This window comes from Streptomyces sp. 184, assembly GCF_045781775.1.
Lineage (GTDB): Bacteria > Actinomycetota > Actinomycetes > Streptomycetales > Streptomycetaceae > Streptomyces.
Genome location: NZ_CP123230.1, coordinates 1,460,880 through 1,476,509, shown reverse-complemented (window position 1 = coordinate 1,476,509; position 15,630 = coordinate 1,460,880). Strand labels below are relative to the sequence as shown.

Below are 15,630 nucleotides of genomic sequence, written 5' to 3'. Positions count from 1 at the left end.
CAGGGTACGGCCACGCTCGGACAGCCTCAGACGACTTCTTCCAGATCCCGCCAGTCCCGGGTGTCCGGACTGTCCGCGGCCCAACTCTCCAGCAGCCCGCGTACCAGCGACGCGGGCGCGGCTATCCCGCACTCCCGCTCCGGCACCCACAGCCCGTCCTCGGTGCGGTGCACCAGCGGCCCGGGCCGGCCGGGCTCGCTGTGGTCGTGCGGGTCGAGGGACGCCTGGAGCGAGCCCTCGGCGCTGGGCATGCAACTCTCCGAGCAGGTACGGCAGAGCAGCCGCACCGACGACGACCAGTCCTCGGCCGCGTACCCCGCCTCGGCCGCCAACCGCTCGACGGCGTCCCGGTCCGCCTCGGTGGCCGCCTCCAGCAGCACCACCCACGTCGGCACCGGCGACGGCGCCCACAGCTCTATCTCGTCGAAGACCGGGTACGACGGGCCCGCCAGCGTCGCCCGCTCGCCGTGCGGCACCCCGTCGTGCAGCACGACCTCGCCCCAGCGCCGCCCCGACGACGGCAGCGGGATGGACTGCACCTCGATCCGCGCCGGGTCCAGCCGGCGGCCCCAGACGACCTCCGCCTCGCCCTCCGGCGACAGCCGGACCGCGGCGCTGCCCAGCTCCATGTCCTCGGGCGGCTCGGCCGCCCCCTGGTGCGCGGCGCCGCCGGGCACGTGCAGCCCGTACGCCTCCCAGGCCCGCCGCGCCAGCGGCCAGTCCTGGAGCGCGGTGGCGGCGATGCCGACGTTCCACCAGTCGGGCGCGCCCGCCTCGCGGTCGAGCAGCGCGACGGCCCGCAGACCCGCGGCGCGCGCCTGCTCCCAGTCGTGGCGGAACTTGTGCAGCAGCGCAAGGTTGAACCACGACTCCGACAGCCAGGGCTCCAGGCCCGCGGCGCGGGTGAGCAGCGCGCCCGCGTCGTCGTACCGGCCGTCGCCGATCAACGTGAACGCGCGGTCGGTCGCCTGCCGCCACGAGGCGGAGGGCCGATGCCGTGTTCTGCCGAAGATCCTCACGATTCCTGCCTGCCGTCTTTGACTCCAGGATGACCACTGTGCGGCCTGTCCGCACGGCGTGCTCTCCCGGGGGGCGCCGTTGCTCCCCGCAACTTCCTGTCCGCTCGGGTGCCGGGCTATGCCCGCATCCAACCACGTGCTGCCGTACACCCGCTTCTTACCGGTCAGTTAGCGCACACGCCACCCGCCAGCACCTCCCGCAGCGCCTCCACCACGGCCGGGTCGTACTCCTCCGCGGTCGCCAGCCGCAGCCGCTCCAGGGCCTCCAGCGGCCCGGCGACGACCGCACCCTCACCCTTCGCGTTCCCCGCCACCAGTACGTCGTATGCGGCGGCGACGCGAACGATACGGGCCGCAACCGGCTGGTCACGGTACGGCTCCGCCTGCCGCTCCACCACGACGGCGACCTCGGCGGCCACCCCGGTCTGCCGCACCACCGCGCCGCCCAGCAGCGCGATGCGCCGCCGGTCGGCGCGGCCGTCGGCGCCGGCGGGCACGGGGCCGGCCAGCGACAGCTTGCCGAGGTCGCGCATGAGCGCGGCCTGCTCCACCACGTCCAGCTCCCGTTCCGAGAGCCCCCGCACCCGGCCGATGGCCCGGCTGAGGGCGGCGACGCGGTGGGCGTGGCCCTGGGTGTGGAAGCCGGCCATCTCGGTGGCTCGGGCGAGGGAGGCGATGGTCTGGCGGTACGTGCGGCGTACGGCGGCGTAGCGGCGGAACGAGAGCTGGGTGAGCAGCAGCGGCAGGCTCAGCACGGGCAGCGCCCACGGCCCGGCGACCTGCGCGGCGAGCGCGATGACGACGCCGGTCGCGCACATCGCGGAGCCGACGCCGGGCAGGGCGCGCAGTTCGTCGCGCAGCAGGGGGCCGTACGGCCAGCCGGTACGGGCCCGGGCGAGGCAGGCGGCGAGGACGGCGTCGCAGAGCGCGGTCAGGGCGAGGACGCCGAGCAGCGCCAGGACGTAGCCGGGGCCCGCGGTGAGGCCGGCGACCGGGCCGCCGCGGCCGTCATAGGGGGCGCCGGCGCACAGCGGGCGGCAGCAGGCGGCGGCGAAGGCGGTGCCGAGGACCCGGCGGACCAGGTGCTCGGCGGTGGGGGTCCGGCCGCGGGCGACGTGCGGGACGGCGCCGACGACGGTGGCGGTGAAGGAGACGGCGGCGATCTCCAGCACGGCGCCGCCGGCGGTGTCCGCGGGGATGCAGAGCAGGGCATAGCCGAGTGCACCGGCGGTCGCGAGAGGCGCGGGGATGCGCGCGGGGGCGCCCGCACGGTGGTCGCCCGCCACCTCGCCGAGCACGATGAGCAGTCCGAAGGCGAGCGCCGCCTGCGGCTGCGCGAGCCCGTGCGACAGCGTCCAGCCGAACCCCGCCGCGGTGACGGCCCCCGCGGCCCCGACCGCCACACGCACCTCGGGCGGGGTCCCGTGGCGGCGGCGGGAGCGGAGAACCGATTCGCTCACGGCGCGCCACCGCTGCGTACGACGGCGTCGGCCGCACCGCCCGCAACGCCACCCGCCGCGCCGCTTGCCGCGCCGCTTGCCGTGCCGCCCGCGGTGCCGCTTGCCGTGCCACCCGCCGCACCGCTTGCCGCGCCCTCCCCGGCCGTGCCGCGCAGCGGCGCGGGGACCGTCGCGGGCTCGTCCGCGGTGACCTCGGCGTGCCAGCCGCGGCGCTCGATCGCACCGGCCAGCGCGCGCACCATCCGGGGGTCGAACTGCTCCCCCGCGCACCGCCGCAGCTCCGCCAGCGCCGCGGGCACCTCCCGCGCGCGGCGGTAGGAGCGGGTCGACGTCATGGCGTCGAAGGCGTCGGCAACGGCCACCACCCGGGCGTATTCCGGAATCCGCTCCCCGGTGAGCCCGTACGGGTAACCGCGGCCGTCCATCCGCTCGTGGTGGTGCAGGATCGCCGAGCGCACCTCCTCCAGGAAGCCGATGCCGCGGACGATCTCGTGCCCGTACTCCGGGTGCAGCTCGATGACCCGCCGCTCCTCCTGCGTCAGCGGCCCGTCCTTGCGCAGGATGCGCGTCGGTACGCCGAGCTTGCCCACGTCGTGCAGGATCCCGGCGAACCGCAGCACCTCCTGCCGCCGCTCGTCCATGCCCAGCTCGCGCGCGATGAGCACCGACGCGCGGCCGACGCGCTCGCTGTGCCCGCGGGTGTAGCGGTCCTTGATGTCGACGGCCTGCACCAGCGCCCTGATGGTCGCCTGGTGCGCCGCGCGCTCCCGGTCGGCCTGGGCGAAAGCCCAGCATGAGATGGCCATCGGCAGCAGCACCAGCAGTCCGCTGGCGGGCCCGTGCGGGCTGTGCCAGAGCATCGCCATCATCAGCCCGGCGAGCCCGTGCACGAGGTACGCGCCCGCCGCCGCGGGCGCTCCGGCCAGCGCCGCACGCGGGGAGCGGCGCTCGGCGGCGGCCCGCATCACGGCGTCCAGGCAGGTGAGCACGGTCCAGAAGGCGGCGACCGCGGCGAGCGCGGCGGGCAGCAGCTCGGGGAACCCGGCCTCGCCGAGCCCGGCGTCCCCGGGCACGCGCCCGGCGGCGTACGCGGCGGCCCAGCCGGCGAGCGCCAGCTCGGCGGCCCGCCACAGCCGCCGCGGGGCGGTCGGCTGCTCGGCGACCCGGGCGGTCAGCGCGCCGGGGAGGGGGACGAGGGCCGCAGCGGCGGGCGGCAGCAGAAACGCTCCTGCAAGCAGGACCGGGAAGAACGCGCCGATACCGACGGGCACCCGGCCCGCCGGCAGGCAGCGCCAGAGGTGCTCGCCGGCCGCGTAGACGGCGGCGAGCAGGCCCAGCGCCGTCCAGGGGATCGCGGCTCCGGGCCGCAGTACGGGGGCGGCACACGCCGCCGTGGCGAGCAGGGCGCACAGCAGACAGCCGCGCCCGGCCGCAGAGACCTGCGCCATCTGCCCCATGCGCCCCACGCTCCTCGTCCGAGCAGTACTCCGTACGAGTTGGGGAGCATAGGGCGGCACCTGCGGCCGAATGGGGCTCAGTTGCCTAAAAGAACACTACGAGCCGGGTGGATTCGCACCTTCGAGTGACGTGGAGCGCCCCTCGTCCCCGGCGTCGAGCACGGGCTGCTCCGGTACGTCGTCGCCGGACCTGATGAGGTCGATCCGGCCCATCACCTTCGCGCGCAGGTCCGTCGGTACGTCGTCCTGCCCGCAGCAGCGCTTGACGAGCTTCTTCACCGCCTGCTCCAGGCCGTACTTCTCCAGGCAGGGGCTGCACTCGTCGAAGTGCACCTGGAACTTGGCACAGTCGCCTTCGGGCATCTCCTGGTCGAGGTACTCGTAGAGGTGGTCGAGGACCTCTGAGCAGTCGGTCTCGTGCGCGTCTCCGCAGCTCATGATCCCGAACCCTTTCCCGTGTGCGACCCGGCCGACTCCGGCCCGGCTCCCGCCGGCATCAGGCCGCGCTCCTGCGCGTAGTCCTCAAGGAGGCCGCGGAGCTGGCGGCGACCGCGGTGCAGCCGGGACATGACCGTACCGATCGGTGTCCCCATGATGTCCGCGATCTCCTTGTACGCAAAGCCCTCGACGTCCGCCAGATACACCGCGATACGGAACTCCTCCGGGATCTCCTGGAGGGCTTCCTTCACGTCCGAGTCGGGCAGGTGGTCGAGCGCCTGGGCCTCGGCGGAGCGCAGACCGGTGGACATGTGCGACTCGGCGCGCGCGAGCTGCCAGTCCTCGATCTCCTCGGCGGCGCTGCGCTGCGGCTCGCGCTGCTTCTTGCGGTACGAGTTGATGAACGTGTTGGTCAGGATGCGGTAGAGCCAGGCCTTGAGGTTCGTGCCCTCGCGGAACTGGTGGAAGGACGCGTACGCCTTGGCATAGGTCTCCTGCACCAGGTCTTCCGCATCGGCAGGGTTGCGCGTCATGCGCAGCGCGGCCGAGTACATCTGGTCGAGGAACTGGAGCGCGTCACGCTCGAAGCGCGCGTTCCGCTCGGCGGTCGTCTCCTCGGGCGCAGTCGGCTCCTCGGCCGGCTCGCCCTTCCCCGTGTCGGTCCCAGTGACGAGACCCACCTCCTCCAGCACCGTGGTGGAGCCAACCGCGGCCCCGTACGGTTCGGAGGATAGACGACGTCCGTGCACATCCGCCGCCCAGTACTTCTCCGCTGCCGCCGGCTGCGGACGCGACGGGCATGCAACCCCGCTCATGCGTTTCCCTTCGTCGAGCGCCTGGAACGTACAGGGGTGTCAACGCCTGCCCCCGGCGGCACATTCCCCGCCGGTGCGGGCGGGGAGCCGCGGGGCGGGTACGGGGCGCGCGGAACGTCAGCGCAGGCCGGTGAGCCATTCCGCGGCGGCGGCGGTGATCGTGGCGGCCGTTTCTGCGTCGTCGGCCGGGGCGCTCTTCGCCACCGCGAAGCCGTGGTCCGCGTAGGGCACGGGCACGACGTCGACGTCCGCGGGGAACTCCGCGGGACCGCCGAACGGGTCGCGCTCGCCCTGCACCACCCGGGTCGGCACCCCGGCGTCCAGCAGCTCCGCCAGCCGGGACTTCTCCGGCTTGCCCGGCGGGTGCAGCGGGAACGCCAGGGCGAGCACCGCCCTGGCCCCGAGGTCCCGGGCCGTCCGGCACGCCACCCGCGCGCCGGCGCTCCGGCCGCCCGCGACGACCGGCACCCCGGGCTTCGCCAGGGCGGGCCACAGCGCGGTCCAGCCGGCATCGAGGGTCCTGGGCGCGGGCGCCAGCTTGCGGCCGGCGACCCGCCAGGGCTGCTCGACCAGCGCGACGGTGACCCCCTCGGCGGGCAGCGCGGCGGCCAGCGCCCGCAGGTCGCGGGCCTCGATGCCGCCCCCGGCGCCGTGGCTCAGGGCGAGCACGAGCCGCGGGCGGGCGGCGCGGTGCCAGGTGATGCGGGCGTCGCCGGGCGGGGTGGCGACGGTCTCGGTGGTGGGCTTCACGCGCCTCAATCTAGGCGAGTCGTACGGGCCGGAAGGTGCCCCCGCACCGGCGCCGTGGGACGGACTCCCCCGGCAGCGCCCGCCCGATCCGCTGCCCGGAGCGGCTAGAAGAGCGTCTCCTCCTCCGGGGCCGCTATCTCCTCCACCAGCTCCGCGCCGTTGTTCCGCACGTCGCTCACCTGCGTCGACACCGGGAACGCCCGGAGCAGCCCGGCCGGCGGCGGGGTGAGCAGCTCGCGCAGCGCCTCCGGGTCCTTGTTGGCCGGGTCGAGCCAGGTGTCCCAGCGGTCCGGGGTGAGCATCAGCGGCATCCGCGGGTGGATCTCGGAGAGGGTGTGCGGCCCCGACTCACCCGCCGCGCCGCCCGCCAGCTCCGTGGTCTCCGCCTCCGTGGTCAGCACCGTGCACGTCACCCACCACGCGCGCGGGTCGTCGTCCGGCAGCGTCTTGTCCCGCCAGAACTCGAAGAGCCCGGCCATCGCGAAGACCGAGCCGTCGACCGGGGTGACGAAGTACGGCTGCTTGCGGGGGCGCTTCTTCTTGCCCTGCTCCTCAAGCTGCCGCTCGCCCTTGAACGTCAGCCACTCGAAGTAGCCGTCGGCCGGCAGCAGGCACCGCCGCGAGACGAACGCCCGGCGGTAGGCCGGCTTCTCGTGCACCGTCTCGGCCCTGGCATTGATCATCTTCACGCCCAGGTCCGGGTTCTTCGCCCAGGACGGCACGAGGCCCCAGCGCAGCGCCCGCAACTGGCGCACGGGCCGGGGGTCGTCGGAGTCCCGCTCGGGGCGCTCCAGCACCGCGTACACGTTCTTGGTCGGCGCCACGTTGTAGTCGGGCGCGAGCGTTTCCTCCGCGTCCCACTTCTCCACCTCGAAGAGGTTCGCCAGGTCCTCGGGCTTCCTGCTCGCCGCGTACCGTCCGCACATGGGTGACAAGCCTGCCACGCCCCTCTGACAGCCCGCACACGCCGCCTTGGCTACCCTGCTCGTCCGAGCACCGGGAGGGCACATGGAAGGAACCAGCCTCGGCGAGCTGTGGGACCGTGTCGTCGGCACGCAGCCTGACCCCTCGGAGTGGCTGGTCGTGGTGACGGGGCTCGTGGCGCTCTCCGCCGTGCTGCCCTGGGGCATATGGCGGGTGGCGCGCAACGCCGTCACCATCGCGCACGAGGGCGGCCACGGCCTGGTCGCGGTGCTCACCGGGCGGCGCCTGGAGGGCATACGGCTGCACTCGGACACCTCGGGCCTGACCGTCAGCCGCGGCAAGCCCTCCGGCCTCGGCATGGTCCTCACCGCCGCCTCCGGCTACACAGCACCGCCGCTGCTCGGCCTCGCCGGCGCCTGGCTGCTGGCCGACGGGCGCATCACGGCGGCGCTGTGGGGGTCGATCGCGCTGCTCGCGGCGATGCTGCTGATGATCCGGAACGCGTACGGGGTGGTGACCGTCGTGCTGACCGGCGCCGCGTTCTTCCTCGTCTCCTGGCTGACCGAGCCGGAGGTGCAGGCGGCGTTCGCGTACGGGGCCGTGTGGTTCCTGCTTCTCGGCGGGGTGCGGCCGGTCTTCGAGCTCCAGCGCAAGCGGCGCCGCGGCGAGGCGCCGCAGTCCGACGCCGACCAGTTGGGGCGGCTGACGCACACCCCCGCCGGGCTGTGGGTACTGCTGTTCTACGTCGTCGCGCTCTGCGCCCTGGCCGGCGGCGGCCGGTGGTTGCTCGACCTCTGATCTGCATCCGGTTGTCCACAACCGGCCGGTTTTCCACAGGCCGCGGCCGGACCCTGCGGGGCGCGGCCCGGCCCGCATAGGGTGAGTGCCATGACCGCTTCGCAGAGCAGCCACTGGCCCGCGCCGACCGCCTCAGGACCCGTGACCGCGGCCGTCACCGTGCCCGGATCGAAGTCGGTCACGAACCGGGCGCTGGTGCTCGCCGCGCTCGCCGCCGAGCCCGGCCGGCTGCGCCGGCCGCTGCGCTCGCGCGACAGCGCGCTGATGGCGGGGGCCCTGCGGGCCCTCGGCGTCGGCATCGAGGAGGGCACGGGCCCGGACGGCGGCGAGGAGTGGCGCGTCACGCCGGGCGGCGGACTGCGGGGCGACGCCTCGGTGGACGTGGGCAACGCGGGCACGGTCATGCGCTTCCTGCCGCCCGTCGCCGCGCTCGCCGACGGCCCGGTCCGCTTCGACGGCGACCCGCGCAGCCACGAGCGCCCGCTGCACGGCGTCATCGACGCGCTGCGCGCCCTCGGCGCCCGGATCGACGACACCGCGCAGGGCAGCCGCGGCGCCCTGCCGCTGACGGTGCACGGCGAGGGCGCGCTGCAAGGCGGCGCGGTCGAGGTGGACGCCTCGTCGTCCTCGCAGTTCGTCAGCGCGCTGCTGCTGTCCGCGCCGCGCTTCGACAAGGGCGTGGAGCTGCGGCACACGGGCGACCGGCTGCCCTCGCTGCCGCACATCCGGATGACGGTGGAGATGCTGCGCGCGGCCGGCGCCGAGGTGGACGCGCCGGAGGACGGCGGCGAGCCGCATGTGTGGCGGGTGGCGCCGGGCGCCCTGCGGGGCCGGGACCTGACGGTGGAGCCCGACCTGTCGAACGCGCAGCCGTTCCTGGCCGCCGCGCTCGTCACCGGCGGCCGGGTGACGATCCGCGACTGGCCCCGGCAGACCACGCAGCCCGGGGACGCGCTGCGCGAGATCTTCACCGAGATGGGCGGCTCCTGCGAGCTGGTGACCACCGCGGACGGCACGGACCTGGTCTTCACCGGCGCCTCGGCCGGCCCCTGGGGCGGCGGAGTAAGCGGCATCGACATCGACCTCTCCGAGGTGGGCGAGCTGACCCCCGGCATCGCCGCGGTGGCGGCGCTGGCCGATTCGCCGTCCCGGCTGCGCGGCGTCGGCCACCTGCGGCTGCACGAGACGGACCGGCTCGCCGCCCTCACCCGGGAGATCAACGGGCTGGGGGGCGACGTCACCGAGACCGAGGACGGATTGGAGATCCGCCCCCGACCGCTGCACGGCGGCGTCTTCCACACCTACGACGACCACCGCATGGCCACCGCGGGAGCGGTCCTGGGTCTGGTGGTGAAGGGTGTGCAGGTGGAGAACGTGGAGACGACCGCCAAGACCCTGCCCGACTTCCCCGCGATGTGGGCCGGGCTCCTCGCCGGGACCGGCACCGGGCCCGGAGCCGGCGCGCCCGCCCCCGCCGCCGCCCCGAGAGACTGACCCGCGCGATGCGGCGCTACGGCAAGAACCCCGACGAGGACGACGTCCGCGTACGCCCGGACCGCCGGGGCAGCCGGCCCCGCAGCCGCAACCGCCCCAAGCACGACGACGCCGCCGAGGGCTTCGTGGTGACCGTCGACCGCGGCCGCATCACCTGCCTGGTCGAGGACCGCACGATCACCGCGATGAAGGCCCGCGAGCTGGGCCGCAAGGGCATCGTCGTCGGCGACCGGGTCGACGTCGTCGGGGACATCTCCGGCGACCCCGGGACGCTGGCGCGCATCGTCCGGGTCCAGAAGCGCGCGTCGGTGCTGCGCCGGACGGCGGACGACGACGATCCGTACGAGCGCGTGGTCGTCGCCAACGCCGACCAGCTCGCCATCGTCACCGCCCTCGCCGACCCGCCGCCCCGGCCGCGGCTGGTGGACCGCTGCCTGGTCGCCGCGTACGACGGCGGGCTCGACCCGCTGCTGGTGCTGACGAAGTCCGACCTGGCGCCCGCGGACGACCTGCTGGAGTCGTACGCGCCGCTGGGGGTGCGGGCCGTCGCCTGCAACCGGGACGAGCTGGCCACCGGCGAGGGCGCCGCCCGCGTGCTGGACCTGCTCACCGACCGGATCACCGCCTTCGTCGGCCACAGCGGCGTCGGCAAGACCACCCTGGTCAACGCGCTCGTGCCGGAGCACCAGCGGGCCGTCGGCGAGGTGAACCTCGTCACCGGCCGCGGCCGGCACACCACGACATCCGCGCTCGCCCTGCCGCTGCCCGACGACAGGGGCTGGGTCATCGACACCCCGGGCGTGCGCTCGTTCGGCCTGGCCCACGTGGATCCGTCGCGCGTCATCCACGCCTTCCCCGACCTGGTGCCCGGGACGGCGGACTGCCCGCGCGGTTGCAGCCACGACGAGCCGGAGTGCGCCCTCGACGCCTGGGTCTCCGCGGGGCACGCCGACCCCGCACGGCTGGCTTCGCTGCGCCGGCTGCTCGCCACCCGCGAGCGCCACGAGGGCGACTGACGGTGGCTCACGGTGGCGGGCAGCGGCCGGCGGCGGCACTGACGGTGAATCAGCCAGACCAGGCAGACCAGCCGAATCAGCCCGCGGGCCGCGGGAGCCGATCGGCGAGGTCCATCGCCCCCGCGCACTCGCGTTGGGCATAATCGCAGGAGCGTCAACCGAACGGGAGGCACTACACGATGGCGTGGCTGCTGGTCGTCGTGGCCGGAATCCTCGAAACCGGCTTCGCCGTCTGCCTCAAGCTCTCCCACGGCTTCACCCGGCTCTGGCCGACGATCGCCTTCTGCGCGTTCGCGCTCGGCAGCTTCGGCCTGCTGACGCTGTCGCTGAAGAAGCTGGACGTCGGCCCGGCGTACGCGGTGTGGACGGGCATCGGTGCCGCGGGCACCGCGATCTACGGCATGGTCTTCCTCGGCGACCTGGTCTCCACGCTGAAGCTCATCTCCATCTCGCTGGTGATCGTCGGCGTCATCGGCCTGCAACTGTCCGGCTCGGCGCACTGACGGTCAGCAGCCCGCGGATCGTCCGCTCCACGTCCTCGCCCCTGGCCGCCGGCGCGACCACGTACGACAGCGTCAGCCGCGTCACCGCCTCGCAGACCCGGCGGCGTTCGCCCGGCGGGCCCGGCAAGTGCTCCTCCAGCGCCCGCAGCACCCGGTCGCGTACCTCGTCGACCAGCTCGGCGGGCGACTCGACGGCCAGGTCCTGCCCCGTTCGCCGCACCCCCGGCGGGCCGCCGCGGGCGGACACCCGACGTGCCGGGGCAGGCAGTTGCGGGCCCCAGCACCCGGTGAGCGCGGCACGCACCAGCGGGTTACCGCGCGCGGCGCGCAGTGTCCAGGCGACCAGGGCGAGCAGCCGGCCGCCGGCGTCGGCACCGGATCTGCGGGCGCCGGCCAGCGTCCGTTCCACTCCCGCGAGATAGCCGTCGACCTCGCGTCTGACGAGGGCCTGGGCCAGGCCCTCCTTGCTGCCGAACTCGTTGTAGAGAGTCTGGCGGGACACCCCGGCCGCGGCGGCGACGTCGACCATCCGCACCCCCGCCCAGGGCCGGTTCCTGAGCGCCGTGAAGGCGGCGTCGAGGAGTCCTTCTCGCGCTGTCGGCATCGTGGCCTCCAGAGGGCGACCGTGCGCTCAGAATTGACGCACCGCCAGGTGCTGTCAAGGGTCCGTACGAGGGGCCCTGGGACCCGCCACGCGGCCGGGCGAAGGTTCGCGGTGCACCTTTGGGGTTACTGTTCGTTGCATGGCCGGTTTTCATGATGATCTGCGTCTCGCCCACGTCCTGGCGGACGCCGCCGACGCCACCACGATGGAGCGGTTCAAGGCGCTCGACCTGAAGGTCGAGACGAAGCCGGACCTGACCCCGGTGTCGGAGGCGGACAGATCGGCCGAGGAGCTGATCCGCTCCTCGCTGCGGCGCGCCCGGCCACGCGACGCCGTGATGGGCGAGGAGTACGGCACGGAGGGCACCGGCCCGCGCCGCTGGATCATCGACCCCATCGATGGCACGAAGAACTACGTGCGCGGCGTCCCCGTCTGGGCGACGCTGATCGCGCTCATGGCGCCGGGCGCGGAGGGCAACCAGCCGGTCGTCGGCGTGGTGTCGGCGCCGGCCCTCGCCCGCCGGTGGTGGGCGGTGCAGGGCGGCGGCGCGTACACCGGCCGCAGCCTGGCGAAGGCGAGTCCGCTGCGGGTGTCCGGCGTGCAGCGCATCGAGGACGCCTCGTTCGCGTACTCCTCGCTGCACGGCTGGGACGAGCGCGGCAGGCTCGACGGCTTCCTGCACCTGACCCGCGACTGCTGGCGCAGCCGGGGGTACGGGGACTTCTGGCCGTACATGATGGTCGCCGAGGGCACGGTCGACATCTGCGCGGAGCCGGAGCTGTCGCTGTGGGACATGGCGGCGTGCGCGGCGATCGTGGCGGAGGCCGGCGGCTCGTTCACGGGCCTGGACGGCGAGCCGGGCCCGCACAGCGGCAACGCCGCGGCGTCCAACGGGCTGCTCCACCAGGAACTGCTGAAGTACCTCGGCCCGTAGCCGCCCGTCCGGACGGCCGGCGGACCCGCGCCCGGGGCGCGCGGGTCCGGCCCGGCCGGACCCTTCCCGCCCCTTGTTGCTCCCTCCCGGGCGTGCCAGTCTGACTGTGACAGACCTTGTGAACTTGTGAAAACCTTCACAGGCACGCACAGGGCCCCGTTACGCACAGGAGGTGGCTCCACCCCATGCTCGTCCGCGACGCCATGAGCACGGTGGTCCTCACCATCGGCCCCGCGCACACCCTCCGCCAGGCCGCCTCGCTGATGTCGGCGCGGCGCGTCGGCGCGGCGATCGTCCTCGACCCCGACACCAGCGGGCTCGGCATCCTGACCGAGCGCGACATCCTCAACTCCGTCGGCGCGGGCCAGGACCCCGACATGGAGAAAGCCGACGACCACACGACCACGGACGTCGTCTTCGCCGCACCCGGCTGGACCCTCGACGACGCCGCCGGCGCCATGACCCACGGCAGCTTCCGCCATCTGATCGTCCTCGACGACGCGGAGCCGGTCGGCATCGTGTCCGTACGCGACATCATCCGCTGCTGGACCCCGGAGCGGCAGGAGCCGGAGCACCGCGAGACAGCCCTCGCATAGCGCCCGGACGCAGCAGAGGGGCCGGGAGCCCGATCGGCGTCCCGGCCCCTCTGTCCGTGCACGGCAACCGGCCCGCGGCCGCACAGGGCCTGGAGCGCGACCTCGGGACCGATCGCCGTAGTCTGTGAGTGACACTACATTAGACACAGTCCAAGTCAAGATGCCAATGAAGTTCGTATGGGTTCTGGCCATAGAGCGGTGCGCTGCTACCCTGAATGCATGAGCGACCTCTTGGAGCGACTGCGCGGCCGAGGCTTCCGGCTCACCGCACAGCGGCGAGTCGTGGCCGAGGTCCTGGACGGCGACCACGTGCACTACACCGCCGACGAAGTACTTGCGCGTGCCACCGCCCTGCTCCCGGAGATCTCCCGGGCGACGGTCTACAACACGCTGGGCGAGCTGGTCGCGCTCGGCGAGGTGCTCGAAGTCAGCACGGACGGCCGCGCCAAGCGGTACGACCCGAACGCCCACAGCGCCCACCAGCACCTGGTGTGCAGCCGCTGCGGCTCGATCCGCGACGTGCGCCCCGAGGGCGACCTGCTGTCGGCCCTGCCCGAGACGGAGCGCTTCGGCTTCCGGATCTCGGGGGCGGAAGTCACGTATCGCGGCATCTGTCCGGACTGTGCGTAGCGCGGCGGGACGTAATTTGCGCTCGTCGATCAGCCAGGGGTAGTGTTGGTTTCACCGACGCGGGGTGGAGCAGCTCGGTAGCTCGCTGGGCTCATAACCCAGAGGTCGCAGGTTCAAATCCTGTCCCCGCTACCACTGACGGAGGCCCGGACCACACGGTCCGGGCCTCCGTCGTTCCTGCCCACGCGCTGTCTGCCCGCAGCCGGCCGCCGGCCACGGGTAAGGGCCGGCGGCCATGGCCGCCGGCCCTTACTCCGTACCGCTCAGGGTCGCCCGGGCCGCTCAGGCGGTGAGTTCCTGCGCGAGCGCGTCCCGCAGCCGGGCGGCGCGCTCGGCGACCTCCGCCGGGCCCAGCTCCACCGCCCGCGACGACCAGTGCTGGCTCTCCGGCAGGTCGCCCCGCCGGGCCGCCAGCAGCGCGAGCCGCAGCGCCGCGCGGCCGTGGCCGTGCTCCGCCGCCCGGCGCCACCAGATCGCCGCCTCCGGCACACTGCCCTCCCGGGCCAGCAGCAGGCCCAGGTTGAACGCGCCGTTGCGGCTGCCGGCCTCCGCGGCGGCCCGGTACCACCGGCCCGCGGACTCCGTGTCGCCCCGCGCGGCGGCGCGCATGCCCAGCCGCACCTGGGCACGCCGGTGCCCCTGCCGCGCGGCCTGCTCGTACCACCGCTCGCACTCGGCGTCCGCCTCGGAGCCGCCGGGGCCGCCCGGGGCGCCCGTGGAGCCCGTGGAGCCCGCCGACCCCGCGCCGCCCCACACCCGCGCGCTGCGCGGGCCCGCGGCACCCGGGGCGTCCGCCCCGGGCCCGGGGCGCCGGTCGTCCAGCAGCGCCGCCAGCCGGAACGCACCCTCGGGGCTGCCGCCCTCGGCGGCCGTACGCAGCCGGTGCTCCGCCTCCTTCTCCTCGCCGTCGCGCAGCAGCGCGATGCCGACCTGGAGCGCGGCCTCCACGTGCCCGGCGGACGCGGCGCGCTCGTACCACTGGCGCGCGCCCGTCTCGTCCTCCCGGCCCGCGTGGATGATCCCGAGGTTGAACGCCGCGTCGACGCTGCCCGCCTCCGCGGCCTTCGAGAACCACGGCTCGGCACCCGCGGCGTCGCCGCGCTGGAGCAGCAGCACGGCCAGCGCGTTGGCCGCCTCGCAGTGCCCCGTGTACGCGGCCTGCCGGTACCACTGCTCGGCCTGCTCGGCCCGGTTCCCCGCGGCGCACAGCAGCGCCAGGTTGTACGCGCCGTTCACGTCGCCCGCGTCCAGCGCCGCGCGGTACCAGCGCTCCGCCTCCTGCGGCTCGCCGCGGTCCGCGTAGAGCGCGCCGAGCGCGTTCGCGGCGTTGCCGTCGCCGTCCCTGGCCGCCTGGCGCCACCACACGGCCGCGCTGGAGTCGTCGCCGGCGTCGCGCAGCAGGAAGCCCAGGGCGCAGGCCGCGCGCGGCTCACCGCCCCGCGCGGAGATCACGTACCACCGGCCGGCCTCCTGCGACTCGCCGCGCTCCTCCAGGAGCGTGCCGAGGTGCAGCGCGGCGCGCACGTGCCCGCGCGCGGCGGCCTGGCGGTACCACTGCTCGGCCTCTGTGACCGGGTCGTCGCCGGCCCCGGCCGCGCCGCGGACGAGGCTCACCGCGCCCGGCCGCGCCGCCGGCGGCCTCAGCCGCGTACCGGTCTCGACGCCGCTGCCGGACGGCGCCCGGGCGCCGGTGTCGAGGATGCGCGCGAGCCGGTACGCCGCCTCGCGGTGCCCCTTGTCGGCGGCGATCCGGAACCAGCGCTCCGCGCCCACGTCGCTGCGGTGCTCCAGCAGGTCGGCGAGCGCGTACGCGCCCAGCGCGTGCCCGGCCTCGGCGGACTGGCGCAGCCAGTACTCGGCGCCGGGCTCGTCGCCGTTCTCGCGGTAGTACCGCCCCAGCGCGTGCGCGGCGGCGGGCGAGCCGCCGACCGCGGCGATACGCCACCAGCCGGCCGCCTCGTGCACCTGCCCGCGCTGGTAGAGCAGCACGCCCAGGTTGTTCGCCGCCGCCCTGTCGCCCTCGGCGGTCGCCGCGCGCAGCACCGGCTCCGCGCCGTCCAGATCCCCTTTGCGCAGCAGTGCCGCGCCCCGCGCGCTCAGTTCGGCCACGGCCGGATCCGGTCCGCGCGCAGCGCTCAACTCACCGGCGGCGGCGGGAGCCTTGCGCTCCTGGCCACCGGTGCCCCCTGTCC

Annotated in this window: 16 protein-coding genes and 1 tRNA gene; 8 read left to right on the top strand and 9 right to left on the bottom strand. The window is 74.8% G+C overall.

Going from position 1 to position 15,630, the window contains the following annotated elements; genetic code table 11:
- Positions 1 to 26 precede the first annotated feature (26 nt).
- From QBL21_RS06455 to QBL21_RS06425, 7 genes are all read right to left on the bottom strand, one after another.
- Positions 27 to 1,019 carry a tetratricopeptide repeat protein gene (locus QBL21_RS06455; RefSeq protein ID WP_407561015.1) on the bottom strand — a complete coding sequence of 331 codons (993 nt, stop codon included), beginning with the start codon at positions 1,017 to 1,019 and terminating at the stop codon, positions 27 to 29.
- 164 nt (positions 1,020 to 1,183) lie between these two features.
- Positions 1,184 to 2,479, bottom strand: a complete 1,296-nt coding sequence (locus QBL21_RS06450; RefSeq protein WP_407561014.1) for a metal-dependent phosphohydrolase — start codon at positions 2,477 to 2,479, stop codon at positions 1,184 to 1,186.
- Positions 2,476 to 3,927: an HD-GYP domain-containing protein gene (locus QBL21_RS06445; RefSeq protein WP_407566330.1), complete on the bottom strand. Its 1,452-nt coding sequence runs from the start codon at positions 3,925 to 3,927 to the stop codon at positions 2,476 to 2,478. The genes QBL21_RS06450 and QBL21_RS06445 overlap by 4 nt, the downstream gene beginning before the upstream one ends.
- Before the next feature lie 105 nt (positions 3,928 to 4,032).
- The gene (gene rsrA, locus QBL21_RS06440; RefSeq protein WP_407561013.1) at positions 4,033 to 4,374 is read right to left on the bottom strand and encodes a mycothiol system anti-sigma-R factor; all 342 of its coding nucleotides are present in this window, start codon (positions 4,372 to 4,374) and stop codon (positions 4,033 to 4,035) included.
- The gene (locus tag QBL21_RS06435) at positions 4,371 to 5,054 is read right to left on the bottom strand and encodes a sigma-70 family RNA polymerase sigma factor (protein WP_407561012.1); all 684 of its coding nucleotides are present in this window, start codon (positions 5,052 to 5,054) and stop codon (positions 4,371 to 4,373) included. Before QBL21_RS06435 ends, rsrA begins: the two co-directional genes overlap by 4 nt.
- Before the next feature lie 252 nt (positions 5,055 to 5,306).
- Positions 5,307 to 5,939, bottom strand: coding sequence for an alpha/beta family hydrolase (locus QBL21_RS06430; protein WP_407561011.1), 633 nt, complete (start codon positions 5,937 to 5,939; stop codon positions 5,307 to 5,309).
- A 104-nt stretch (positions 5,940 to 6,043) separates the two neighbouring features.
- Entirely contained in the window at positions 6,044 to 6,865 is an 822-nt protein-coding gene (locus QBL21_RS06425; RefSeq protein ID WP_407561010.1) for an SOS response-associated peptidase, read from the bottom strand.
- 82 nt (positions 6,866 to 6,947) lie between these two features.
- Here QBL21_RS06425 and QBL21_RS06420 point away from each other — a divergent pair, with 82 nt between their 5' ends.
- The 4 genes from QBL21_RS06420 to QBL21_RS06405 all read left to right on the top strand — a co-directional run bounded on the left by QBL21_RS06420 (position 6,948) and on the right by QBL21_RS06405 (position 10,674).
- Entirely contained in the window at positions 6,948 to 7,661 is a 714-nt protein-coding gene (locus QBL21_RS06420; RefSeq protein ID WP_407561009.1) for a M50 family metallopeptidase, read from the top strand.
- Between the two features lie 90 nt (positions 7,662 to 7,751).
- A complete protein-coding gene (gene aroA / locus QBL21_RS06415; protein ID WP_407561008.1) occupies positions 7,752 to 9,155 on the top strand; it encodes a 3-phosphoshikimate 1-carboxyvinyltransferase in 1,404 nt (467 codons plus the stop codon).
- Positions 9,156 to 9,163: 8 nt separating this feature from the next.
- Positions 9,164 to 10,171, top strand: coding sequence for a ribosome small subunit-dependent GTPase A (gene rsgA / locus QBL21_RS06410; protein ID WP_407561007.1), 1,008 nt, complete (start codon positions 9,164 to 9,166; stop codon positions 10,169 to 10,171).
- Positions 10,172 to 10,350: 179 nt separating this feature from the next.
- Positions 10,351 to 10,674: a DMT family transporter gene (locus QBL21_RS06405; protein ID WP_407561006.1), complete on the top strand. Its 324-nt coding sequence runs from the start codon at positions 10,351 to 10,353 to the stop codon at positions 10,672 to 10,674.
- Here the strand turns inward: QBL21_RS06405 and QBL21_RS06400 are convergent.
- Entirely contained in the window at positions 10,640 to 11,278 is a 639-nt protein-coding gene (locus QBL21_RS06400) for a TetR family transcriptional regulator (protein WP_407561005.1), read from the bottom strand. The two genes, QBL21_RS06405 and QBL21_RS06400, sit on opposite strands and share 35 nt — an antisense overlap.
- Before the next feature lie 139 nt (positions 11,279 to 11,417).
- On the opposite strand from QBL21_RS06400, the gene hisN reads away from it, so the two are divergent.
- The 4 genes from hisN to QBL21_RS06380 all read left to right on the top strand — a co-directional run bounded on the left by hisN (position 11,418) and on the right by QBL21_RS06380 (position 13,573).
- Entirely contained in the window at positions 11,418 to 12,212 is a 795-nt protein-coding gene (gene hisN, locus QBL21_RS06395; RefSeq protein ID WP_407561004.1) for a histidinol-phosphatase, read from the top strand.
- Between the two features lie 185 nt (positions 12,213 to 12,397).
- Positions 12,398 to 12,808: a cyclic nucleotide-binding/CBS domain-containing protein gene (locus QBL21_RS06390; RefSeq protein ID WP_407561003.1), complete on the top strand. Its 411-nt coding sequence runs from the start codon at positions 12,398 to 12,400 to the stop codon at positions 12,806 to 12,808.
- A 219-nt stretch (positions 12,809 to 13,027) separates the two neighbouring features.
- Positions 13,028 to 13,438 carry a Fur family transcriptional regulator gene (locus QBL21_RS06385; RefSeq protein ID WP_407561002.1) on the top strand — a complete coding sequence of 137 codons (411 nt, stop codon included), beginning with the start codon at positions 13,028 to 13,030 and terminating at the stop codon, positions 13,436 to 13,438.
- Between the two features lie 58 nt (positions 13,439 to 13,496).
- Positions 13,497 to 13,573: transfer RNA gene (locus QBL21_RS06380), tRNA-Met, on the top strand.
- A 147-nt stretch (positions 13,574 to 13,720) separates the two neighbouring features.
- On the opposite strand, the gene QBL21_RS06375 is transcribed toward QBL21_RS06380, so the two are convergent.
- On the bottom strand, positions 13,721 to 15,547 hold the full coding sequence (locus QBL21_RS06375) for a tetratricopeptide repeat protein (RefSeq protein WP_407561001.1): 1,827 nt from the start codon (positions 15,545 to 15,547) through the stop codon (positions 13,721 to 13,723).
- Between the last annotated feature and the right edge of the window lie 83 nt (positions 15,548 to 15,630).